The organism is Gordonia caeni, from assembly GCF_039537105.1.
GTDB lineage: Bacteria > Actinomycetota > Actinomycetes > Mycobacteriales > Mycobacteriaceae > Gordonia > Gordonia caeni.
The window spans coordinates 279,364-300,381 of sequence record NZ_BAAAZW010000001.1 but is presented as its reverse complement, the minus strand read 5'-3'; the positions used below and the strand labels follow the sequence as shown (position 1 = coordinate 300,381).

Here is a 21,018-nt window from a genome sequence, read left to right as displayed (position 1 = left end):
ATTGGCCCGAGACGCCCCTGAACGCCGCCGGGACACAATCGGACCCATGTTGGGGCAGATTTGCCGACCAGTGACCCATTTAGGGCATGGCGAAGCGCGGTTCTGATCGACTTCGAAGTACACTGGTGGGTAACTGTTCTCTACGCGAAGGAGCGGACCCGTCCCGTGGCCGACAAAAGCAATCCCGAGTCGAAGAAGCCCCGCAAGTCCGCACCCGGTGAGTACGGCGCCGATTCCATCAGCATCCTGGAAGGTCTCGAGGCGGTCCGCAAACGCCCGGGCATGTACATCGGCTCCACCGGAGAGCGCGGTCTGCACCACCTGATCTGGGAGGTCGTCGACAACTCGGTCGACGAGGCGATGGCCGGCCACGCCACCCGCGTGGACGTCACGCTGCTCGCCGACGGCGGACTCCAGGTGGTCGACGACGGTCGCGGCATGCCGGTCGGCATGCACGCTTCCGGTGCGCCGGCCGTGGAAGTCATCATGACCCAGCTGCACGCCGGCGGTAAGTTCGATTCGGACTCCTACGCCGTCTCCGGTGGTCTGCACGGCGTCGGCATCTCCGTGGTCAACGCCCTTTCCACACGCGTCGACCTGGAGATTCAGCGTGACGGAAGCATCTGGGAACAGATCTACACCTATGCCAAGCCGGGCCCGCTGAAGCAGCTCGGCGACAGCAAGCGCACCGGCACCACCGTGCGCTTCTGGCCGGACCCGGAGATCTTCGAGAGCACGGTCTTCAACTCCGAGACCGTCGCGCGCCGGTTGCAGGAGATGGCCTTCCTCAACAAGGGCCTCACCATCACCCTCACTGACGAGCGCGTCAGCGAGAACGAAGCCGAAGCCGAGATCGACGGTGAAGAGGGCGACGCCAGCATCAAGTCCGAAGACGAGAAGGCTTCGGCGATCGCCAAGGTCAAGTCCCGGACGTACCACTACCCGGACGGCCTGGTCGACTACATTCGTCACCTCAACCGCACCAAGACCCCGATCCACAACACCGTGATCGGTTTCGGGGCGAAGGGCGAGGGCCACGAGGTCGAGATCGCCATGCAGTGGAACTCGGGTTACTCCGAGTCGGTGCACACCTTCGCCAACACCATCAACACCATCGAGGGCGGCACCCACGAAGAAGGCTTCCGCGCCGCACTCACTTCGACGGTCAACAAGTACGCCCTGGACAAGAAGCTCATCAAGGAGAAGGACGGCAAGCTCACCGGCGACGACATCCGCGAGGGTCTGGCCGCCGTCATCTCGGTGAAGGTGGCCGATCCGCAGTTCGAGGGCCAGACCAAGACCAAGCTGGGCAACACCGAGGTGAAGGGTTTCGTGCAGCGCACCTGCAACGAGCATCTCGGTCACTGGTTCGAGGCCAACCCGGCCGAGGCCAAGATCATCGTCCGCAAGGCCGCCGACTCGGCGCAGGCCCGCATGGCCGCCCGCCGGGCCCGCGAGCTGGTGCGCCGCAAGACCGCCACCGACATCGGCGGCCTGCCCGGCAAGCTCGCCGACTGCCGCAGCAACGACCCCCGCAAGTGCGAGGTCTACATCGTGGAGGGCGACTCGGCCGGCGGCAGCGCCAAGTCGGGCCGCGACTCGATGTACCAGGCGATCCTCCCGATCCGCGGAAAGATCATCAACGTCGAGAAGGCGCGCATCGATCGCGTGCTGAAGAACGCCGAGGTCCAGTCGATCATCACCGCGTTCGGCACCGGCATCCACGACGAGTTCGACCTCGAGAAGCTGCGGTACCACAAGATCGTGCTGATGGCCGACGCCGACGTCGACGGTCAGCACATCGCGACGCTGCTGCTCACGCTGTTGTTCCGGTTCATGCGCCCGCTGATCGAGCACGGGCACGTCTATCTGGCGCAGCCGCCGCTGTACAAGCTGAAGTGGCAGAAGGGTGCCGAGCCGGAGTTCGCCTACACCGACCGCGAGCGGGACGCCCTGCTCGAGGTGGGCCGTGCAGCCGGCAAGAAGATCAACCCCGACGACGGCATCCAGCGCTACAAGGGTCTGGGTGAGATGAACGCCAGCGAGCTGTGGGAGACCACCATGGATCCTGACGTCCGCATCCTCAAGAAGGTCACCCTCGACGACGCCGCCGCCGCGGACGAACTGTTCTCCATCCTGATGGGGGAGGACGTCGCCGCCCGCCGCGGCTTCATCGCGCGCAACGCCAAGGACGTCCGGTTCCTCGACGTCTGACGCCCGTCCTTCTCACCCCACGTCTGTCAAGGATCACCGCGATGATCCTGCCGCCAAGAAAGTGATCTCATGAGCGACGAACCCAACGTGCCCGCCCCGGACGCGAGCGGTGCCACCACCGACCGCGTCGAGCCCGTCGATCTCGGGCAGGAGATGCAGAACAGCTACATCGACTATGCGATGAGCGTGATCGTGGGCCGCGCCCTGCCGGCGGTCCGCGACGGCCTCAAGCCCGTGCATCGTCGTCTGCTGTACGCCTCCTTCGACGCCGGCTTCCGCCCGGACCGCGGCTACGTGAAGTCCGCGCGCCCGGTCTCTGAGACCATGGGCAACTACCACCCGCACGGCGACAGCTCCATCTACGACGCCCTGGTGCGCCTGGCTCAGCCATGGTCGATGCGCTATCCGCTGATCGACGGTCAGGGCAACTTCGGCTCGCGCGGCAACGACGGCGCCGCCGCCATGCGGTACACCGAGGCCCGGCTCACGCCGCTGGCGATGGAGATGCTCCGCGACATCAACGAGGAGACCGTCGACTTCGTCCCCAACTACGACGGCAAAACCGAGGAACCGACGGTGCTGCCGTCGCGCATCCCGAACCTGCTGATCAACGGCTCGGGCGGCATCGCGGTCGGTATGGCCACCAACATTCCGCCGCACAACCTCAACGAGGTCGCCGACGCGGTGTTCTGGGCGCTGGAGCACCCGGAAGCCGACGAGGAAGCCACTCTCGAGGCGTGCATGGCCGCGGTCAAGGGCCCGGACTTTCCCACCGCCGGCCTGATCGTCGGCGGCCAGGGCATCAAGGATGCCTACACCACCGGCCGCGGCAGCGTCCGGATGCGCAGCGTCGTCGACATCGAAGAGAACAAGGGGACCACCACGCTGGTGGTCACCGAGCTGCCGTACCAGGTGAACCCGGACAACCTGATCGCCTCGATCGCCGAGCAGGTGAACGACGGCAAGCTCAAGGGCATCAGCAAGATCGAGGACCAGTCCTCGGACCGCGTCGGCCTGCGGGTCGTGGTGACGTTGCGCCGCGACGCCGTTGCCAAGGTGGTTCTGAACAACCTGTACAAGCACAGCCAGCTGCAGACCAACTTCGGCGTCAACATGCTCTCGATCGTCGACGGGGTGCCGCGGACCCTGCGGCTCGATCAGATGATCCGGTTCTACGTGGCCCACCAGATCGACGTGATCGTGCGGCGGACCCGCTACCGGCTGCGCAAGGCCGAGGAACGCGCGCACATCCTGCGCGGTCTGGTGAAGGCGCTCGACGCCCTCGACGAGGTGATCGCGCTGATCCGCCGGTCGGCGAACACCGAGGAGGCGCGCGGCGGCCTGATGGGGCTGCTCGAGATCGACGAGATCCAGGCCGACGCGATCCTCGCGATGCAGCTGCGCCGGCTGTCGGCCCTGGAACGCCAGAAGATCATCGACGAACTGGCCGAGATCGAGCGCGAGATCGCCGACCTGAAGGACATCCTGGAACGTCCGGAACGGCAGCGCGCGATCGTCCGCGACGAGCTCAGGGAGGTCGTCGACAAGTACGGCGACGAGCGCCGCACCAAGATCATCGCGGCCGAGGGCGATGTCGCCGACGAGGACCTCATCGCCCGCGAGGACGTGGTCGTCACCATCACCGAGACCGGCTACGCCAAGCGCACCAAGACCGACCTGTACCGCAGCCAGCGCCGCGGCGGCAAGGGTGTGCAGGGCGCCGGCCTCAAGCAGGACGACATCGTCGCCCACTTCTTCGTCACCAGCACGCACGACTGGCTGCTGTTCTTCACCACCAAGGGCCGCGTCTACCGGGCCAAGGCCTACGAGCTGCCCGAGGCCAACCGCACCGCGCGCGGGCAGCACGTGGCCAACCTTCTGGCCTTCCAGCCGGAGGAGCGGATCGCGCAGGTGATCCGGATCAGCGCCTACGACGACGCCCCGTACCTGGTGCTGGCGACCCGCAACGGTCTGGTGAAGAAGTCCGCGCTCGACGCCTTCGACTCCAACCGGTCCGGCGGAATCGCGGCGATCAACCTGCGTGGCGACGACGAGCTGGTCGGTGCGCAGCTGTGCAGCGCCGACGACGATCTGCTGCTGGTGTCCAAGAAGGGCCAGTCGATCCGGTTCCACGCCGACGACGAGACGCTGCGCCCGATGGGCCGGCAGACCTCCGGCGTGCAGGGCATGCGGTTCAACGACGACGACGAACTGCTGTCGTTGAGCGTGGTGATCGACGATACGTTCCTGCTGGTGGCGACCTCGGGCGGCTATGCCAAGCGCACCGAGATCTCCGAGTACGCGGCCCAGGGCCGCGGCGGCAAGGGCGTGCTCACCATCCAGTACGACCGCAAGCGCGGCGAACTCGTCGGCGCGATCATCGTCGACCTCGACAGCGAGGTGTACGCGATCACTTCCAGCGGTGGCGTGATCCGCACGCTGGCCAAGCAGGTGCGCAAGGCCGGTCGCCAGACCAAGGGTGTGCGCCTGATGAATCTGGCCGACGGTGATCATCTGCTGGCGATCGCTCGCAATGCGGACGAGCCCGACGACGCGGAGCAGGAAACCACGTAATCGCCACGCTAGCGATTAGGGTTGTCTGGAACCCATCAGGGAGGACTCTTCAGTGACCAAAGCCAACGAGCCCGAGGACTCCGGATCCGAGCGTGGCAAGGTTCCGACTCCGTGGCAGCGCGGTGAGACCACCGCCGCTACGGGGCTGACGGCAGGCGACGTGGCCAAGGCGGCTGGGGCGATCACCGGTGACGCACCGACCGGGAAGGGTGCCCCGTCGGGTGCACCTACCCGGGCGGTCCCCGCGATCTCTCCGGAGGCGTCCGGTCAGGGCACGGGGCCGCGACCCGGTGGCTCCGGACCGGGCCCGCAGAGCAGCTCCAACGGCCCGGCACCTCAGGGCCCTGCTCCGACGCCCAAGGGTTCGGCGCCCCAGGGGCCGGCCCCGAAGGAGCCCGCATCCCCGCCGACTGGTCCCCAGGGTCCGGGCCCGCAGTCGGGTGGTCCGCAGTCGGGTGGTCCGCAGTCGGGTGGTCCGCAGTCGGGTGGGCGTCCGTCCGGCGGACCTCAGCCTCCGTCCGGCGGTCCGCCGACCGGCCCCCAGTCCAGTGGTCCTCAATCAGCTCCCCAGCAGGCGGGGCCCCAGCAGGCCGGACCGAAGTCTGGCGACCCGCAGGGTGGTCCGCAGAAGGGGTCGGCGCCCCAAGGCCCGGCAACTCAGGGCCCCGGTCCGGGCGGCAAGCCGGCTCCCGCTGCTCCTACGGGCCCCTCGGCTCCGGGGCAGGTGGCCGCGGCGGCAGCAGCTGCGGCCGGTGCCGCACCCAAGCCCGCCGGTGGACGTCCCGATCAGCGTCCTGATCTGGATGCCATTCATCGGACCGGCCCCGGTTCGGAGGCGGCCGATCGGGCTGCGGTGCGCCGCATCCCGGCGTCGTCGAGCATCGGTACGCCGCTCCGCGCGGCTGTGCAGGTGCGGCGCGTCGATCCGTGGTCGATCTTCAAGGTCACCGGAATCCTGTCGGTAGCCGGATTCCTGATCTGGATGATCGCGATCGCGGTGCTCTACGCGGTCCTGTCGGGCATGGGAATCTGGGATCAGATCAACAGTTCTTTCGAGACGATCGTGAGCGCCGACGGCACCGATGCCGGCTCCGATCTGATCAGCGCCGGTCAGGTCTTCGGGTTCTCGGCCCTGTTCGGGATCTTCGGTGCGATCGTGCTCACCGCGCTGGCCACGATCCTGGCGTACATCTACAACGTGTGCGCGGATGTCGTGGGCGGCTTCGAGGTGACGCTCGCGGACTTGGACTGATCCGGATTCATCCCTCTGACCAGCCATTTTGTCTCACGGCCGGCCTGTCGGGTAATGTTCCATCTCGGTTCACGGGCCTATAGCTCAGGCGGTTAGAGCGCTTCGCTGATAACGAAGAGGTCGGAGGTTCAAGTCCTCCTAGGCCCACCACCGTATCCCTCCGGTTCCGCCGGTTCGGGGCCTTAGCTCAGTTGGTAGAGCGCCGCCTTTGCAAGGCGGATGTCAGGAGTTCGAATCTCCTAGGCTCCACAAACAACACAGCAGGTCAGGCCCTTTCTCGGCGAAAGCCGGAAAGGGCCCTTCTCATCCCGTGACAACAGATTCACAACGGACCGATGAGCTCACCCATGCGAAGAATTCGACCGCCGTCAGTTCGCGTTCGGGTTCTCGGCGATCATCTTCATCTCCGGGGAGAAGGCGTAGATCTTGCCGCCGTCGACGGTGACCCACCAGCGATCGCACATCAGCCGGGTCTTCTTCTCCTGTCCGTCGGGCCACCAGCTCGCCGACAGTGACGGGCGGGTGGTGAAGTCGGCGGTGGACGCCTCCTTCGTCAGATGGTCAGCGGTGTACGCGCGGTTCAGTTCCTGGGCGTTCGGCTGCCCCGGCTCGGCGATGGTGAAGCAGCCGGGTGGGTTGAGGCGGCCGGTGTACGAGGCGACGAGGATGCGCTCGTTGCCGGTGGTACGCCGCTTCACGGTGACGTCGCGGGCGTCATCGGGCAGCCACGAAGGTGCGATGTGGTCGGCCTTCGCCGTGATACCGGTGTCGGCGGTCTTGACTTCGATGTGTCTCGGGGCGGACGGATCGCTGCATGCGGTCAGCGCCACGGCGGTGGCGGACGCGGTGACGGCGAGGACGAGGGTGCGGGTTGCGTAGTTGATGTTCATGTCTTCAACGGTATGAAGCAGGCAGGGGTCGGCACATCGGCCGCGCGTCGCATCTTTGCAGTTCAGCGCTACATCGTGGGATGTACGCGGTGTGCGTCGATCGGTGGAGGAGCAGAGGCTGATCCGCCGCGCCCGGGCGGGTGGGCGTGGCCGGTCGTCAGGCCGCCGCGGCGGCGCGGCGGGCAGCGGTGTCGGCGACCAGCCGGGTCCGCAGTTCGGATTCCAGTGCGGCCAGGGCGGCATTGCAGTCGCGGACCGTCTGGTTCAGATCGGCCAGGGTGCCGGCACCGGGACGGTGCTCGGCTTCGAGGGCGGCGTCGCGGACCAGGTCCAGTCGCAGGGCGATGTCGGCGACGTGGATCAGGGTGGCTTCGTTGTCCCCGCTGGAGGCCAGGAACTGGGTCCACCGGCTGAGGACGTCGGCCAGGCGGGCACGTTCGTCGACCACCTGCTCGCGCAGCGCATGAATCGCCGGGAGGCGATCATCGACTCGCGCGCCGATCTCGGGCAGGGTGCGCGGCACGATCTCGCCGCGGGAGATCTCGCTGCGTTCCTCGTCGGCGATCGCGTGCAGGAACTCGGTGAGGGCAAGCCGAGTCACCGGCGCCCACCGCCGCGCGGTGGAGCGGGCGATCACCTTGTCCAGCACCAGCACGGTGAGGATGAAGGTCACCAGACCGGCGGCGAGTCCGGCGAGGATCACCCACTCGTTCCACAGGTCGGTGGATATGTCGATCCACAGGATCACCGCCACCAAGACGATGGCGCCCACGCCGCTCGCCACGCGCCTGCCGTGCCGGAGCACGCCGTCCCCGTTCATGTGACTCGCCGCTTTCCTCGACCGGAGTCGGTGAGCCCACCGCACCCCCGGTGCCGTCTTCGATGGCCACACCATAGCCCGAAAATGCCGTGCCACCGCAGCGCGGTGACACGGCACTTCGTTACCGGACCCGGAGGTCAGGGCAATGCTGCCGGACTCACTTGTCGCCGGTCAGCTTGTCCTTCAGGCCGGCGGCGGCGTCCTTGAGATCCTCGACGCCCTTCTTCACGGCGGACGAAGCCTGATCGGCCTTGCCCTCGTTCTTCAGCTCGTCGTCGCCGGTCACCGAGCCGCCGGCCTCCTAGGCCTTGCCCTTGAGCTCTTCGGCCTTGTTGCTGAACTTGTCGTCCATCGACATGTGCTGCCTCCTTCTGTTGTTGTGATGTGGTCATTCCCGCGCGTCCAGGTGAACCATCACCTGCACGTGCACATCCGAACCGTCGAACGCGGTCCGGAGGTCGTCGATCGCGGGCTCCAGAGCCGCCACGATCTGGTCGTAGGTTCGGTCCGGCCGGGAGTCGACGGTGATCCGGATGATCCGCCGATCCCGGTCGTCGAGGGCCTGTGCGGCCACCTTGCGGAACATGGTCTGCGTCGACAGCTGCTCCTGCACCGCCTGGGCCACCTGCTGCAGGGGGATGCTCATCGTCCCCTCCGGGCCGCTCCCGGCGATCGACAGCGGCTGCTCGGGGCGCCGCGGCGCGATGGTGGTCCGGATCAGCCGCCAGCCCCAGTACGCGGCGACCAGCGCGACCGCGGCGAGCACCGCCGCGAACCAGGTCTGTGCCACGGTGTCGCTGATGGCTGCGGTGTCGAGCCGGCTGATCCAGTCGCTGACCGGGTCGACGGTGAAGCGGAACGCCGCCACCGCGGCCGCCAGGGCCAGGCACAGCAGACCGAACAGGCCCACCGAGACTCGGTGCAGAGCAGCGGAGCCGTGGTTCATCGGAGAGCCTCCTTGCGGGCGGAGCGGATCTTCACCGTCACCCGCGGCGGCCCGGCGGCGGCGACGGCCGAGGTCGCCACCTCGGACGCCTGCTCGCGGTCCACGGGTGCGTCGGCGATCACGGTCACCCGGGTCCGCCGCCGGCCCGCCACCGTGGTCACGTCGCGCACTCCCGGAAGCTCGGCGACGGCGCTGCTGCAGCGGCGTGCGAGATCGGCTCGGCGGGTCCACACCACGGGGTAGGCCTCCAGGTTCACATGGGTTCTGCGGCGAGGCTTCAGGGCCAGCCACAGCGCGGCCAGGCCGACCACGGCGCACACCGCGGGGATCACCCACATCCAGTTCTGCCAGGTCGCCGTCCCGAGACCATCGGCCGCGCGGTTGGTCCAGGTATCCCCGGAGATCGCGCCGGTGCCGGCCAGCACGTCCCGCACCAGGATCCCGGCCAGCACGAGCAGTGCCAGTCCGAACAGGCCGCCGGCTACAGCCGCTCCGGGGAACGCGGTGGGGGAGGGCACCGTCGTCTCGGCGATGTCGCGGACGGGGCGGTCGGCCCGATCGCGCGTCGCGGACACATCCACGCTCATGCCGGTTCCTCCTTCGGGAGCGGTGCGGCGACGGGTTCGTCGTCCGCGGCGGGCAGTTCGATCAGGCCGTCGCGCCGGTTCCGCACGGCGGCACCGGGCACCAGAGCGGCGACGGTGACGTTCACCCGAACAGGGCGGCCGCCGGTGAGCCGGTCGAGCTCGTCGGCCACGTGCGTGCGCACCTGGCCGCAGATCCGGGTCACCGGTGACGGCCAGGGCACGGCCACGGTCACGTCGACGACGTGCGCGGTGCCAGCGAGACTGTCCACCCGCGCCCGCGGATAGTCGGTGCCGGCGGTGGTGTCCCGGCTGACCATCGCGCCGACCCGGCCGGCGAGCGAGCCCGAGTGCCGGACCACCCCGTCCACGTCGAGTGCGGCGCGCAGCGCCACCTTCTCCAGGACCACGTCGGCCATCGTGAGCCGGCCGCGGGACTGTTCGGGTCCGAGCGTCGCCGTCGCCGTGTCAGCCACGGTTCCGGCTGCGCGCCACCGCGCGCAGATCGATGGTGCCGTCGATGTGCAGGCCGGCCACCAGGCCGACGGCGCCGAGGACCAGGGCCAGCACCAGGCCGCCCAGACCGCCGGTGATCGCCGCCAGAGCCAGGAGCAGCCCGCCGATCAATCCGATTGCTGCGGTGTTCATTCGCCGTCTCCTTCGCTGCCGGCCGTCTCGGGCTGCGGTTGCGGTCTCGCTGGAGTGACGTCTTCGACGGTCACCGCGATCGGGACGCCGCTGAGCTCGCTCGCGACGGCACCGGCCGCGGCCGCCACCTCGCGCAGATCGTGGGCCAGGTCGACGACGATATGCACGGACCCCTCGGTGTCGGACAGCTGCACACCGGCGACACGCTCGCCGGGCAGGTACGTCGCCACCTCACCGAACATTCCGCCGTCGAGATCCACCACCCCGGGAACCGCGAGGACGGCCCGGGCGATCTGTGCGGCCAGCGGCTCGGCGGCCTCGGCCGCGGTGCCGGAAGTGTCAATCGTCATCACTGCACCCTCTGCTCGCCGGAGTCCTGGTCGTCATCGGCGAAGTGGATGTCGTGGACGGTCACGTTCACCTCGGTCACCTCCAGGCCGGTCATCTGCTCGATCGCGTTGATCACGTTGCGGCGGATGGCGCCGGCCAGCTGGTGGATGGCCACGCCGAACTCGGCGACGATGGCCACGTCGACGGCGGCCTGCCGCTCGCCGACCTCCACGTCGATGCCCTGGGTGACGCTGGTGGTGGCCCCGGGGAGCACGTCGCGCACCTTGCCGACCGCCCGTTCGCCGGTGGCGCCCAAGTCGTGCACGCCGTCGATCTCGCGGGTCGCGATGCCGGCGATCTTGGCGACCACCACGTCGGCGATGGACGTGGTGCCGTGCGTGCCGTTGAGCGAGGTGGTCGAGTTGCGGGACAGCTCCACGTCCTTGCCGCGGCTGCGCTTCTCGCCGCCGGAGGACTCGACGGTGCTCGGCTCGGTGACGGTCGGTTCACTCATGGTGATTCCTTTCGGCGAAACCCCGTCGGATTCGGGGCCGTGTATAGAGTCAGTCGCACGACCACAGAAAGTTGCACGCGTTCTTGTGAATGATCTGAATCACAGCCGGTCCGCCGGGGGCGACTTCGAGATGAACGGCTTCTCCGACGAGGAGCTGGCGGCCGCTGCTGCCGCCGGCGACCCGGAGGCCTTCGATCAGCTGATCAGTCGCACGGCCCCGATCCTGCTGCGCTTCGTCCGCCGCATGGTCGACGACGCGCAGGTGGCCGAGGACATCGCCCAGGAGACGCTGCTGGCGGTGTGGCGCGGGCTGCCGGACTTCGCCTTCCGCAGTCGGGTGCGCACTTGGATTCTGGGCATCGCGCACCGGAAGGTGGTTGACCATTACCGGCGCCACCGCGACTATCCGACCGACGGGCAGGACTTCGAGTCGCTGGCCTCCGCCGAGCCGCTGCCCAGTGATCAGGCCGAGCGCGCCGAACTCGTGGTGGCCCTGCGTGCCGAACTGACGCAGTTGCCGCCGACCTCCCGGGCGGTGTGGTGGCTGCGCGAGGTGGAGGGCCTGTCGCTGGCGGAGATCAGCGGGGTGCTCGGGATCAGCAACGGCTCGGTCCGCGGCCACTTGCAGCGAAGCCGTGCTTTCCTCACCACCCGGCTGGCACCGTGGAGACCGGGGGCAGGTGGTCCGGCAGCACCGGAAGAAGTCGGGATCAGCGGCGAAAGGAGGCGGGAATGAGTTCAGAAGCGTACGGCGGGGACGCCACTGACGCCTGGCTGGTGCAAGCCAGCCGGCAGCTGGACGAGCCGTCCGGCGACATCGCCCGGCTGATCGCGAATCTCGGCGACAGCCTGCCGCGGCTGCGCCGCCCGGGACGTGACCTGGCCACCGACGACCCGCTGGTGCGGGTGAACGACCGCGTGCTCAAGAAGCTGCTCGCAACCGTGGTGCGAACGAGCGTGGGCCGCCTCGTGGTGCACGTGGAACTCGTCGGTGACGACGCCGAACTGACCGGCGTGTCGATCGGGCTGATCGCCCGATACCGCGACGACTTGCCGCACAGCGCCGGCCTGGTCCGCGATCATGTGGCGCAGATCCTGGCGCAGACACTGGGCGCCGACGCCACCGAGCAGGCCCGCGGGCACATTCATGTGCGCTGGCAGGACGTCTACACGCGGGAATGGCTGACCTGAGCCGCCCGCCGGTCAGCGGATGTTGCGGCCGACGAAGTTCGCGGCCGCGGCGGTCATGCCGTTGACGGCGTAGCGGCCGTGGACGGTGTTGGGTCGGTCGACCGGCCCGCCGTCGCAGATGTTGTCGCCGGAGATGCAGTAGTCGCGGGTCTTGTGCCGGTACAGCGCACTCACGCGCATCGGCGGGACGCCGACCTCACGGAACCAGCGGTCGGCGGGGGCGCCGAAGGTCACCACCCCGGCCACGTGGCGGGCCACCGAGGCGGGCAGCGGGGTGGGCACGTCGGCCAGTACGAGCGCCGGTCCGGCGATCTGATCGCTGACGGCGTAGGTCGCGACTACTCCGCCCTGGGAGAAGCCGCCGAGCACCAGGCGCGTCCGCGGGCATGTCTGGGCCAGGTACCGCAACTGATTCTGGGCGCTGCGCACGCCGGCGGCGACGCTGCGCAAGAAGACGGTGCCCTTCTGGAAGTCGTCGCTGGCCTGGTATCGCACCGGGGAGACGCGCACGTCCTTGCCCGGGAACCGGGACTGCAGAGACCGGTGCATCGCCCGGCCGGTGGTGCCGACCGGGGCTCCCGCCTCCGCGGTGCCGCGGGCGAAGAGCAGGTGCACGTCGGCGCAATCGGCGGCCGCCGCGGTACCGGTGCCGATCGGCACCGCCAGCCCCAGGAAAATGCCGACCGATACGAGTACCACCAGCAACCGTTTCGCCATGCACAGCATGGTAGCGAGCGCCCGGGCGAATTGCCGGGCTAGAGGCGGAAGCGCCCTATAACTAACATGCGTTAGATACCCTGGTGAGGTCTACCCGGTCAGCACACACAGTGATGCCCGCCGCCATCCACAGGAGGAACCCGATGAACCCCACCATCACGATCGCCGCCGGTGCCTTGCGGGGGAGCGTCGACGGCGGCGTGGCCTCGTTCAAGGGCATTCCCTACGCGCAGCCGCCGTGCGGGCCGCTTCGCTGGCGCGCACCGCAGCCGGTGATCCCGTGGGAGGGGACCCGGGACGCCACCGAGTTCGGCCCCGATTGCACCCAGGCCCCCGGCGACTTCGAGACGCTGCGGACGACACCCTCGGAAGACTGCCTGTACCTGAACGTGTGGAAGCCGCAGGACGCGACCGAGCACGACGCGCTCCCGGTGATGGTCTGGATCCACGGCGGCGGCTACGTGGGAGGCGGGACATCGTCACCGGTCTACGACGGATCGTCCTTCGCCGCGGACGGCATCGTCGTCGTCACCCTCAACTACCGTCTCGGCCGCTTCGGCTTCTTCGCCCACCCGGCCCTCACCGCAGCGAAGGAGGGGCCGGTCGGCAACTTCGGCTACATGGACCAGATCCAGGCCCTGGAGTGGGTGCGCGACAACGTCGCGGCCTTCGGCGGAGACCCCCGCCGGGTCACCCTGGTAGGCCAGTCCGCCGGCGGGGAATCGGCGCTGCACCTGATGACGTCGCCGGTGGTCGGGGACCTCTTTCACCGAGTGATCGCCATGTCCGGCGGCGGTCGGCGTGCACTCCTGGACCGCCCGATGACCGACGGTTCGGTGGGCAACGCCTCCGCCGCGGGAATGGACAAGCGGTTCGCCGTGAAACGCGGTGTCTTCGGCGACGGAACCGACGATCTGGCCAAGCTGCGCGAGCTGGCCCCGGCCACCGTCGCGGGCCGGGACAACGTCGGCATCCTCGGCGCGAAGAAGCTGCTCGGTGGCTCTGTGGCGGGCGTGCCGATCGTCGACGGGGACCTCGTCGTCGGCGAGCCCTACGAACACTTCCTGTCCGGCGCGGCCAAGCAGATCCCGATCATGATCGGCTCGACCGCCTTCGACCTGCCCCTGCACTTCCCGCCGAGCAAGATCCGCCCGCTGAAATGGTTCGACGACCAGCAGCAGGCGAAGGCGGCGTACCACGACTCGGCGGGCCGCAGTCCGCTCGACCACGTGAAGACCCTAGTCGCGGTCAGCACCGACATGACCATGCACGAACCGGCGCACTTCGTGGCCTCCACGATGAAGAAGCAGGGACAGCCGGCATGGCTGTACCGCTTCACCTACACTGCGCAGTGCCGCCGCCCGGACAGTCTGGAGCAGGGGCACTCGGGCGAGCTCCCGTTCCTGTTCCAGACGCTGGAGTCGACCTACCCCGACCAGATCGCCGACGAGGACCGGGCGACCGCCGCGGCCTTCCACGCCTACGTAGTCAACTTCGTCACCCACGGCGACCCGAACGGCACGGGACTCCCCGCATGGCCGCAGATCGTCCCGGACGAGTACGACCTGATGAACTTCACCCTCGACGATGGTCCGGTCTTCGGCCCCGAACCGCGTGCCGGGGTCGAGCTGGTCGCCCGGGCCCAGGAACGAGATCTCGCGAATGCGGCCGACGGCCGGCGCCGGGAGGGCTAGGAGGACCGGGAGACCGAGGCGTCGCCGACCGGCTCGCCCTCGGTCTCGTTGCTCTCGGCTGCGTTGCTCTCGGTGGGGAAGTCCTCGGCCGGGTCCACCGCCGAATCGACGGGGGCGTAGCCGCCGCCCTTGGCCAGCTCGGCGATGGCGCGGAACACCCGCTTGGACGACTCCGCCCAGGGCATCAGGATCGGGAAGACGTGGAACATGCCGGGTTCTTCCATGGCCCGCAGGCGCACGCCACCCTCGTCCAGCCGTGCGGCGAACTCGCGGATGCCGTCCCGGAACATCTCCTCGTCTCCCCAGCAGACGAACGTCGGCGGGAACCATTCCGGATCGGGCTTGGAGTACACCACCGAGACGCGGCCGTCATTGGGCTGGATACCGCGCAGGTACGAGGTCACCGGGATGTTCCACGGCAGCACGTCGAGGCGCGCGTTGTCCATCACTGAATCCTGGTCCAGGTCCAGATCCACCTCGGGCGAGAACAGCGCCAGCCCGGCCGGCTTGGGAATCCTCTGCTCCTGCAGGTAGACCACCAGCGAGGTGGCCAGACCACCGCCACCGGAGTCACCGGCGACGATGAGGTTCTCTTCGGAGATGCCGCGGTCCAGCAGGCCCTGGTAGGCGTCGGCCGCGTCGTGCAGCGCGGCCGGGAACGGGAACTCCGGCGACATCCGGTAGTCCGGGATGAAGATCTGGCAGCCGGAGAGCCGCACCAGTGCGGCCGCGAACATGGTGTACATGTTCGGCGTCGTGCCGAAGTAGCCGCCGCCGTGCAGGTAGAGGATGGTCGCGTTGTGCGCCTTGGGTTCCTTGTCGCTCGCGACCTTCTCCGGCTTCTCCCGGCACCACAGGCCCTCCTGGCCACCGACCACGTCCGCCTCGATCTCGACGCCGCCCATCAGGCCGACCACCGGCGGCAGTACCGCGCCGCACAGGTTGTCGAGGATCTTCTCCACGGAGCGGAACTCTTCGATCGGCAGACTCACCGAGTAACCGAGGAACGACCGGATGGTCTGCCGGGTGACCGCTTGGCCCAGGTTGTCCAGGAAACCCGCCGGACCCCGGAGCGGGTTGTGGAACGGTACCCGGGCCAGTCCGTTGAGCATCGTCTCGGCCAGGCCGACCATCGCGAGCGCCGTCACCGGGCGCGACGCGGTGCGCACGCCTTCTCTATCTGCCATCACCATGGCAGCAAGCCTATGTCAGAACCGGCGAACCGGGTATGTCTAACACCCGATCGGTAGCGGGTCAGCGAATGCGGCGGGCGGCGAAATCGGCGCCCTGGATCGTCATGCCGTTCACCGAGTACAGGACGTGCAGCGCGTTGGGCTGGCCGACCGGGGCGCCGTCGCAGACGGTGTCACCGGGAATGCAGTAGCTGACGGTCTTGGCGCGGTAGGCGGCGCCGACGCGCATCGGGGGAGCCCCGACGTCGCGGATCCACCGGTTCGACGGAGGCGCGAACAGGACGACGGCCGAGACGTGTTCGGCCACCGAAGCCGGCATCGGAGTCGGGGCCTGTGAGCGGTACTGCGCGTATCGGGCCGGGATGTCGATGCGGTCGGCGACGGCGTACCCCGCGACCACCGCGCCCTGCGAATAGCCACCGAGGACGATGTCGGTGTTCGGGCAGCGCCGCGCGATCGATTCGATCTTCGCCTGCGCGTTGTCGATGCCGCGGACCACGTTGCGGACGAACGCGGTGCGGTCGGAGAAGTTGCTGCTGGCGGGGTAGTTGACCGCGGTGGTGCGCACGGTCTTGCCCGGGAGCCGGTTCTTGAGGGCCTCGGAGAACGAGAGCCCGGTGACACCAAGCGGGGCGCCCGCTTCCGCGGTGCCGCGGGCGAAGACCACCTCGGTACTCGGGCAGCCCGGAGCGGCGGCGGCCGGCGCCGACGAGACGGCGACCGCCCCGGTGATGGCAGTGACAGCCGCGACCAGAATCAGCAGGATCCGCTTGAACATGCCCGTATCGTACGGGACTTAAGTCCCGGTTCAGCAGCTCCGGTCCGGGCGGGTTACAACAGAATCCACAGATAGGCGATCAGCGCCAGCGCCCAGAAGACCACCCAGAGCCACCCGAGATAGATGGCCCACTTGGCGAACCAGAATCCGGCGCGCTTGCCGTGGGTGGTCTCTTCGCGGCCCCGGTAGCCCAGCCACAGCCCGAACGGCACCGTGATCAGGAAGAAGCCGATTCCGGAAAGAACGAAACCGACGATCGCCACCACGCTCAGCGACGGCCCTGCGGTGGAGGGACTGGACGACGGGGAGGCCTTGCGCGCCGGGGGACGTGTCACCGGATCTGTCTTTCCGCCGGAACCGGGGGTCGTGGTGGCCGATTCACCGGCCCGGTCTGCGGCGTAGTTCGTGGTCTTCTGGTCGGGCGAGCCGACGGTCGCCTTCTGGTCGGCAGGTGATCCGACTCCGCCGATCACGGTGGTGGTTTCCGATGCTTCCGGCACCGCGGAGTAGGCGAGGGGCGGTAGCGGGGCCGCCGCAGCGGGAGCGCTCTGCGCCGGCTTCTGCTGGCCCGGACCCGGTTGCGCAGGCTTCTGCTGGCCCGGACCCGGCTGGCCCGGACCCTGCTGGGCGGGTCTCGGGGGCGCGGCCGGGGAGGACCCGGGCTTCTGCGGGCCCGAGCCCTGCTGGATCGGACCCTGCTGGATCGGAACCTGCTGGATCGGACCGCGGTCGCCGGGGCCACCCGGTCCGGCCGGTCGGGGGCCGCTCGCCTGCCCTGCGGGCCGAGCCTGGGGCGTGGGACCGGATTGGGGACCGGACTGGGGCAGCGGGCCCGATTGGGGGCCGGGCCGGGACTGCGGTGCCGGCCGGGCCTGGGACGTCGGGCCGGACGGGGGTGTCGTGCCGGACTGGGGTGCGGGGCCGGGCTGGGAGCCGGCTGCAGGGCGGGGGACCGAGCCCGGCTGACCGCCGGACGGAGGCACGCTGCCCGGGGCAGGCCCCGGAGCACTGCCACCCGGGGCGTTGCCACTCGGAGCGGTGCTTCCCGCCGGACGACCCGTGGCCGGCGACTGACCGCCCTGCGGACCGGACGGGGCAGCCGGAGGCGGTGTGGGCGCCGACCGGGCGGGAGCAGACGAGCCCGCCGAAGCGGGGGCGGGACCGGATCGGACCGGACCGGGCGGGGACGCCTGCGGCGGTCCCGGCTGTGCGGTGGACGACGGCGACGGCGAGGTCTCGGGCGACCGTTCCCAGGGGGCCGGGACTACGCCGTTGCCCTCGTCGGAACCGGACTGCGGAGCCGTCGGCGGAGTCGCGGGCCCGGGCGCGCTGGGCGAGGGACCTGCTGCGGAGTCGGGAACGTCGTCGGTTGCCACGGATCCAAACTACCCGTTCGGGCGGTTCGGCAGCACGAACCAGTAGGTAGATCAGCCCAAGTCGTCGATGCGCGGCACGCTGGGCGAGACCGGCGGATGCTCTGTGCGCGCGCGGCGGGCCGCGAGCACGATCGCCGCGAGCAGGGCGGTGACGACGGATGCGGTGATACCAGCGGCTCTGCACGACATGGCTCCAGCGTGCCAGGTCGCACGACCGAGAGCCACTTGACGTGGTTGTATGGACACCGTGAGTGAAGAGAAGAAGACCGCAACCCTGCACACCAATCGCGGCGACATCGTCATCGACCTGTTCCCGAACCAGGCGCCCAAGACCGTCGCCAACTTCGTCGGCCTGGCCGACGGCTCGCGCGACTACTCCGAGCCCAACGCCAAAGGTGGTGACAGCGGCCCGTTCTACGACGGAAGCGTCTTCCACCGCGTCATCGACGGCTTCATGATCCAGGGCGGCGACCCGACCGGCACCGGCCGCGGCGGCCCCGGCTACCGCTTCGAGGACGAGTTCCACCCGGATCTGCAGTTCGATCGCCCCTACCTGCTGGCCATGGCGAATGCCGGCCCGGGCACCAACGGCTCGCAGTTCTTCATCACCGTGGGCCCGACCCCGCATCTGAACCGCAAGCACAGCATCTTCGGTGAGGTCACCGACGCGGCCTCGAAGGCCGTCGTCGACGCGATCGCCACCACCGCGACCGATCGCGCCGACCGCCCCGTGGACGAGGTCGTCATCGAGAGCGTCGAACTCAACTGACGGTGCAGCACGCCTGCTACCGACATCCCGACCGCCCCACCGCAGTGTCCTGCACTCGGTGCGGGCGGTTCGGGTGTCCGGAGTGCCTGCGCCCGGCCCCGGTGGGCCAGCACTGCGTCGACTGCATCGCCCAGGAGGCGGCAGCGGTCCGCGTCGACCCCACCGCTCCCGCTGCGGGTGGGGCCAACGCGACCCCGTACGTCACCTATTCGCTGATCGCGGTGAACCTCGCGATCTTCGTGGCCTGCCTGCTGCAGGCCCGGGGCGTGGACCTGGTCCGCTCGAGCATCATGACGACCGGGTTCCTGCCGACCGGCTTCAACCTGGACTTCGAATACTGGCGCCTACTGACATCCGGGTTCCTGCACTGGTCGGTCACGCACATCGCGGTCAACATGATCTCGCTGTACATCGTCGGCCGCGATCTGGAACGCCTCTTCGGTCCGGCGCGGTATCTGACCATCTACGTCACCAGCCTGCTCGGCGGCAGCGCCGCCGTGCTCGCCCTGCAGCACTCGCCGGCGCTCACCGCTGGCGCCTCGGGGGCGATCTACGGCCTGATGGGCGCGCTGCTGGTGGTGGTGGTCCGGCTGAAACTGCCGACCACCTCGGTGCTGCTGGTGATCGGCTTCAACATCATCCTGTCGTGGACCATCCCCGGCATCTCGCTGTGGGCCCACCTCGGCGGCCTCGTCTTCGGCGCCCTCGGGGCGCTGGCGGTGCTGTGGGTGCCGGTCGTCACGCTGGCCCCGGAACAGCGCACCATGGCCAAGGTGACCCGCGTCGGCTGGTTCGGGCTCGGCGCCCTGCTGCTGATCGCCCTCGCCGCCGGTGTCGGTCTGGTGACCTCGCTCAGTCTGTAGGCGGGTCCTCGTCGCGGATGTCGCCGTCGTCGCGGGTGCGGTCGTTGAGGACCAGACCCGCGGCGACGAGTTGTTCGGCCACGTGCCGCGGCTCGGCGCCCAGATCCCACCGCCCGAAGACCAGCAGGCGCCCGTCGTCGAGCTCGATCAGCAGTTGACGCGACCGGAAGGCCAGACGGCGGGTGCTCAGCATCTCGACCGAGTCGATCTCCTCCGGAGTCACCGAGAACCGCCCGCGGAGGGTGCCGACGGTCAGGACCGGGCCGGGCGCCAGCACCAGCCGGGGACGGCGCACCAGCGCGACGACCGCCGAGGCGATCACCACGAGTGCGGCAACGGCCAGGAGCACCAGGGCCGGCGGTTCGGCGTACGAGGCGGCGGCCGCGACGGCCAGCACGACGCCCAGACCCAGCAACGCGATGGCCCCCGGCAACGGCGTCGCCCACCGCTGCGGAGCACTGTTCACAGAGTTATCCACAGGACTTACGCACACTGGGGATTAGTTACACACATGTTATTTCCACACTGTGGATGAATTACACACATGTCATTCACCGGTGTCTGCGCACCGTCGCTGCAGCTCAGCGCCATCCCATCGTCATCAACAAGCCGATGACGCCCAGACCGAACCCGATCAGCAGGTTCCAGGAGCCGAGCTGGTTCATCCAGTGGAGGAACTTGCCCTCCTGGCCGAACCCACTGGTCGTGCTCGAGGCACCCAGGTAGTAGACGAGGAGCCAGGCCAGCCCCACCAGCATGAATCCGAACATGACGGTCTGGTAGACCACTCCCGAGGGGCCCGCCTTGACCTTCACCGGCGTGCGGGTCGCCGGGTTGATCGTGTAGTCGGTCTTCTTCCGCACCTTTGACTTCGGCATACTCCTACGGTAACCCAGCGGCGTCGACCAGCGGGAACCCGATAACCTTGCTGGGTGCGCATCCTCGTCATCGACAACTACGACAGCTTCGTCTACAACCTGGTCCAGTACCTGGGCCAGCTCGGGGTCGAGGCCGACGTGTGGCGCAACGACGACGACCGGCTCGCGGATCTGGAAGCGGTGGTCGACCGGTACGACGGGATCCTGCTCTCCCCCGGGCCCGGCACCCCGCAGCGGGCCGGCGCCACCATGCCGATCATTCCGGTGGCCGCTGCCGCCGGCACCCCGCTGCTGGGCGTCTGCCTGGGTCACCAGGCGATCGGGGCGGCGTTCGGCGGTACCGTCGACCGGGCCCCGGAACTGCTGCACGGCAAGACCTCGCTGGTGGTGCACGACGGCGTCGGCGTCCTCGCGGGGCTGCCTGACCCGTTCGTGGCCACGCGGTATCACTCGCTGACCGTGCTCCCGGAGACCGTTCCGGAGGAGCTGGTGGTGACCGGACGGACCGAGAGCGGGATCGTGATGGCCATGGCCCACCGCGACCTGCCGATCCACGGGGTGCAGTTCCACCCGGAGAGCGTGCTGACCCAGGGCGGCCACCGGATGCTGGCGAACTGGCTGGGTGTCTGCGGGCTCGAGGTGCCCGAGGCGCGGATCGCCGAACTGGAAGCCGAGGTCGCCGGCGCGCTGGCGCAGTAGTCGCGGCGGATCACTTCGACGCGGGCCACTTCGACGCGGGCCACTTCGACGCGGGCCACTTCGACGCGGGCTCCTTCGTCGCCCGGCT

The 21,018-nt window shown here is 69.0% G+C and carries 25 protein-coding genes and 2 tRNA genes; 11 read left to right on the top strand and 16 right to left on the bottom strand.

The annotated features are described in order from the left end of the window. The first annotated feature begins 165 nt into the window (after positions 1 to 165). From gyrB to ABD732_RS01425, 5 genes are all read left to right on the top strand, one after another. The gene (gyrB, locus tag ABD732_RS01445) at positions 166 to 2,214 is read left to right on the top strand and encodes a DNA topoisomerase (ATP-hydrolyzing) subunit B (RefSeq protein WP_344779829.1); all 2,049 of its coding nucleotides are present in this window, start codon (positions 166 to 168) and stop codon (positions 2,212 to 2,214) included. A gap of 69 nt (positions 2,215 to 2,283) precedes the next feature. Continuing rightward, positions 2,284 to 4,788 (top strand): DNA gyrase subunit A, encoded by a 2,505-nt coding sequence (gyrA, locus tag ABD732_RS01440; protein WP_344779827.1) that lies wholly within the window; start codon positions 2,284 to 2,286, stop codon positions 4,786 to 4,788. A gap of 724 nt (positions 4,789 to 5,512) precedes the next feature. Further along, on the top strand, positions 5,513 to 6,040 hold the full coding sequence (locus tag ABD732_RS01435; RefSeq protein ID WP_344779825.1) for a DUF3566 domain-containing protein: 528 nt from the start codon (positions 5,513 to 5,515) through the stop codon (positions 6,038 to 6,040). 73 nt (positions 6,041 to 6,113) lie between these two features. Further along, positions 6,114 to 6,190 (top strand) — tRNA-Ile (locus tag ABD732_RS01430). A gap of 26 nt (positions 6,191 to 6,216) precedes the next feature. After that, a tRNA-Ala gene (locus tag ABD732_RS01425) sits at positions 6,217 to 6,289 on the top strand. Positions 6,290 to 6,408: 119 nt separating this feature from the next. Here ABD732_RS01425 and ABD732_RS01420 read toward each other — a convergent pair. The 9 genes from ABD732_RS01420 to ABD732_RS01380 form a co-directional block, all read right to left on the bottom strand. Beyond that, the gene (locus tag ABD732_RS01420) at positions 6,409 to 6,930 is read right to left on the bottom strand and encodes a hypothetical protein (protein ID WP_344779823.1); all 522 of its coding nucleotides are present in this window, start codon (positions 6,928 to 6,930) and stop codon (positions 6,409 to 6,411) included. Positions 6,931 to 7,087: 157 nt separating this feature from the next. Beyond that, on the bottom strand, positions 7,088 to 7,750 hold the full coding sequence (locus ABD732_RS01415) for a hypothetical protein (RefSeq protein WP_344779821.1): 663 nt from the start codon (positions 7,748 to 7,750) through the stop codon (positions 7,088 to 7,090). 157 nt (positions 7,751 to 7,907) lie between these two features. Beyond that, entirely contained in the window at positions 7,908 to 8,036 is a 129-nt protein-coding gene (locus ABD732_RS18735; RefSeq protein ID WP_425552957.1) for a hypothetical protein, read from the bottom strand. Between the two features lie 102 nt (positions 8,037 to 8,138). Beyond that, complete coding sequence (locus ABD732_RS01405; protein WP_344779819.1) at positions 8,139 to 8,696, bottom strand: hypothetical protein; 558 nt, start codon at positions 8,694 to 8,696, stop codon at positions 8,139 to 8,141. Beyond that, entirely contained in the window at positions 8,693 to 9,283 is a 591-nt protein-coding gene (locus tag ABD732_RS01400; protein ID WP_344779817.1) for an Asp23/Gls24 family envelope stress response protein, read from the bottom strand. Before ABD732_RS01400 ends, ABD732_RS01405 begins: the two co-directional genes overlap by 4 nt. Then, positions 9,280 to 9,756 (bottom strand): Asp23/Gls24 family envelope stress response protein, encoded by a 477-nt coding sequence (locus ABD732_RS01395; RefSeq protein WP_344779815.1) that lies wholly within the window; start codon positions 9,754 to 9,756, stop codon positions 9,280 to 9,282. The genes ABD732_RS01400 and ABD732_RS01395 overlap by 4 nt, the downstream gene beginning before the upstream one ends. Further along, complete coding sequence (locus ABD732_RS01390; RefSeq protein ID WP_344779813.1) at positions 9,749 to 9,928, bottom strand: DUF2273 domain-containing protein; 180 nt, start codon at positions 9,926 to 9,928, stop codon at positions 9,749 to 9,751. Before ABD732_RS01390 ends, ABD732_RS01395 begins: the two co-directional genes overlap by 8 nt. Then, entirely contained in the window at positions 9,925 to 10,278 is a 354-nt protein-coding gene (locus ABD732_RS01385; RefSeq protein WP_344779811.1) for an Asp23/Gls24 family envelope stress response protein, read from the bottom strand. The genes ABD732_RS01390 and ABD732_RS01385 overlap by 4 nt, the downstream gene beginning before the upstream one ends. Further along, positions 10,278 to 10,772 carry an Asp23/Gls24 family envelope stress response protein gene (locus ABD732_RS01380; RefSeq protein ID WP_344779809.1) on the bottom strand — a complete coding sequence of 165 codons (495 nt, stop codon included), beginning with the start codon at positions 10,770 to 10,772 and terminating at the stop codon, positions 10,278 to 10,280. Before ABD732_RS01380 ends, ABD732_RS01385 begins: the two co-directional genes overlap by 1 nt. Before the next feature lie 130 nt (positions 10,773 to 10,902). On the opposite strand from ABD732_RS01380, the gene ABD732_RS01375 reads away from it, so the two are divergent. Beyond that, positions 10,903 to 11,508 (top strand): RNA polymerase sigma factor, encoded by a 606-nt coding sequence (locus ABD732_RS01375; RefSeq protein WP_344780340.1) that lies wholly within the window; start codon positions 10,903 to 10,905, stop codon positions 11,506 to 11,508. Then, positions 11,505 to 11,963, top strand: coding sequence for a hypothetical protein (locus ABD732_RS01370; RefSeq protein ID WP_344779808.1), 459 nt, complete (start codon positions 11,505 to 11,507; stop codon positions 11,961 to 11,963). Before ABD732_RS01375 ends, ABD732_RS01370 begins: the two co-directional genes overlap by 4 nt. A 12-nt stretch (positions 11,964 to 11,975) precedes the next feature. Here the strand turns inward: ABD732_RS01370 and ABD732_RS01365 are convergent, their stop codons facing one another. Then, positions 11,976 to 12,680, bottom strand: a complete 705-nt coding sequence (locus ABD732_RS01365; protein WP_344779806.1) for a cutinase family protein — start codon at positions 12,678 to 12,680, stop codon at positions 11,976 to 11,978. Between the two features lie 143 nt (positions 12,681 to 12,823). On the opposite strand from ABD732_RS01365, the gene ABD732_RS01360 reads away from it, so the two are divergent. Then, positions 12,824 to 14,374, top strand: a complete 1,551-nt coding sequence (locus tag ABD732_RS01360) for a carboxylesterase/lipase family protein (protein ID WP_344779804.1) — start codon at positions 12,824 to 12,826, stop codon at positions 14,372 to 14,374. On the opposite strand, the gene ABD732_RS01355 is transcribed toward ABD732_RS01360, so the two are convergent. The 4 genes from ABD732_RS01355 to ABD732_RS01340 all read right to left on the bottom strand — a co-directional run bounded on the left by ABD732_RS01355 (position 14,371) and on the right by ABD732_RS01340 (position 17,910). Continuing rightward, positions 14,371 to 15,567, bottom strand: coding sequence for an alpha/beta hydrolase (locus ABD732_RS01355; protein ID WP_344779802.1), 1,197 nt, complete (start codon positions 15,565 to 15,567; stop codon positions 14,371 to 14,373). The two genes, ABD732_RS01360 and ABD732_RS01355, sit on opposite strands and share 4 nt — an antisense overlap. 61 nt (positions 15,568 to 15,628) lie before the next feature. Further along, positions 15,629 to 16,345, bottom strand: a complete 717-nt coding sequence (locus ABD732_RS01350) for a cutinase family protein (protein ID WP_344779800.1) — start codon at positions 16,343 to 16,345, stop codon at positions 15,629 to 15,631. A 53-nt stretch (positions 16,346 to 16,398) separates the two neighbouring features. Further along, on the bottom strand, positions 16,399 to 16,845 hold the full coding sequence (locus ABD732_RS01345) for a hypothetical protein (RefSeq protein ID WP_344779799.1): 447 nt from the start codon (positions 16,843 to 16,845) through the stop codon (positions 16,399 to 16,401). 927 nt (positions 16,846 to 17,772) lie between these two features. Next, positions 17,773 to 17,910 carry a hypothetical protein gene (locus tag ABD732_RS01340; RefSeq protein WP_344779797.1) on the bottom strand — a complete coding sequence of 46 codons (138 nt, stop codon included), beginning with the start codon at positions 17,908 to 17,910 and terminating at the stop codon, positions 17,773 to 17,775. 49 nt (positions 17,911 to 17,959) lie between these two features. On the opposite strand from ABD732_RS01340, the gene ABD732_RS01335 reads away from it, so the two are divergent. Continuing rightward, a complete protein-coding gene (locus ABD732_RS01335) occupies positions 17,960 to 18,490 on the top strand; it encodes a peptidylprolyl isomerase (protein WP_344779795.1) in 531 nt (176 codons plus the stop codon). A 101-nt stretch (positions 18,491 to 18,591) separates the two neighbouring features. Continuing rightward, positions 18,592 to 19,353, top strand: coding sequence for a rhomboid family intramembrane serine protease (locus ABD732_RS01330; protein ID WP_344779793.1), 762 nt, complete (start codon positions 18,592 to 18,594; stop codon positions 19,351 to 19,353). Here ABD732_RS01330 and ABD732_RS01325 read toward each other — a convergent pair. Continuing rightward, positions 19,343 to 19,819, bottom strand: a complete 477-nt coding sequence (locus ABD732_RS01325) for a PH domain-containing protein (RefSeq protein WP_344779791.1) — start codon at positions 19,817 to 19,819, stop codon at positions 19,343 to 19,345. The two genes, ABD732_RS01330 and ABD732_RS01325, sit on opposite strands and share 11 nt — an antisense overlap. A 115-nt stretch (positions 19,820 to 19,934) precedes the next feature. After that, positions 19,935 to 20,231 (bottom strand): cell division protein CrgA, encoded by a 297-nt coding sequence (gene crgA / locus ABD732_RS01320; protein WP_344779789.1) that lies wholly within the window; start codon positions 20,229 to 20,231, stop codon positions 19,935 to 19,937. Between the two features lie 54 nt (positions 20,232 to 20,285). Between crgA and ABD732_RS01315 the strand changes: the two genes are divergently transcribed. Next, entirely contained in the window at positions 20,286 to 20,930 is a 645-nt protein-coding gene (locus tag ABD732_RS01315; RefSeq protein ID WP_344779787.1) for an aminodeoxychorismate/anthranilate synthase component II, read from the top strand. Positions 20,931 to 21,018: the final 88 nt, after the last annotated feature.

Coding starts and splice junctions, on each gene's coding strand:
- gyrA (WP_344779827.1), top strand. CDS start 2,284: ATGAGCGACGAACCCAACGTGCCCGCCCCGGACGCGAGCGGTGCCACC.
- ABD732_RS01420 (WP_344779823.1), bottom strand. CDS start 6,930: ATGAACATCAACTACGCAACCCGCACCCTCGTCCTCGCCGTCACCGCG.
- ABD732_RS01415 (WP_344779821.1), bottom strand. CDS start 7,750: ATGAACGGGGACGGCGTGCTCCGGCACGGCAGGCGCGTGGCGAGCGGC.
- ABD732_RS01405 (WP_344779819.1), bottom strand. CDS start 8,696: ATGAACCACGGCTCCGCTGCTCTGCACCGAGTCTCGGTGGGCCTGTTC.
- ABD732_RS01400 (WP_344779817.1), bottom strand. CDS start 9,283: ATGAGCGTGGATGTGTCCGCGACGCGCGATCGGGCCGACCGCCCCGTC.
- ABD732_RS01390 (WP_344779813.1), bottom strand. CDS start 9,928: ATGAACACCGCAGCAATCGGATTGATCGGCGGGCTGCTCCTGGCTCTG.
- ABD732_RS01385 (WP_344779811.1), bottom strand. CDS start 10,278: ATGACGATTGACACTTCCGGCACCGCGGCCGAGGCCGCCGAGCCGCTG.
- ABD732_RS01380 (WP_344779809.1), bottom strand. CDS start 10,772: ATGAGTGAACCGACCGTCACCGAGCCGAGCACCGTCGAGTCCTCCGGC.
- ABD732_RS01375 (WP_344780340.1), top strand. CDS start 10,903: ATGAACGGCTTCTCCGACGAGGAGCTGGCGGCCGCTGCTGCCGCCGGC.
- ABD732_RS01370 (WP_344779808.1), top strand. CDS start 11,505: ATGAGTTCAGAAGCGTACGGCGGGGACGCCACTGACGCCTGGCTGGTG.
- ABD732_RS01365 (WP_344779806.1), bottom strand. CDS start 12,680: ATGGCGAAACGGTTGCTGGTGGTACTCGTATCGGTCGGCATTTTCCTG.
- ABD732_RS01360 (WP_344779804.1), top strand. CDS start 12,824: ATGAACCCCACCATCACGATCGCCGCCGGTGCCTTGCGGGGGAGCGTC.
- ABD732_RS01355 (WP_344779802.1), bottom strand. CDS start 15,567: ATGGTGATGGCAGATAGAGAAGGCGTGCGCACCGCGTCGCGCCCGGTG.
- ABD732_RS01350 (WP_344779800.1), bottom strand. CDS start 16,345: ATGTTCAAGCGGATCCTGCTGATTCTGGTCGCGGCTGTCACTGCCATC.
- ABD732_RS01340 (WP_344779797.1), bottom strand. CDS start 17,910: ATGTCGTGCAGAGCCGCTGGTATCACCGCATCCGTCGTCACCGCCCTG.
- ABD732_RS01335 (WP_344779795.1), top strand. CDS start 17,960: ATGGACACCGTGAGTGAAGAGAAGAAGACCGCAACCCTGCACACCAAT.
- crgA (WP_344779789.1), bottom strand. CDS start 20,231: ATGCCGAAGTCAAAGGTGCGGAAGAAGACCGACTACACGATCAACCCG.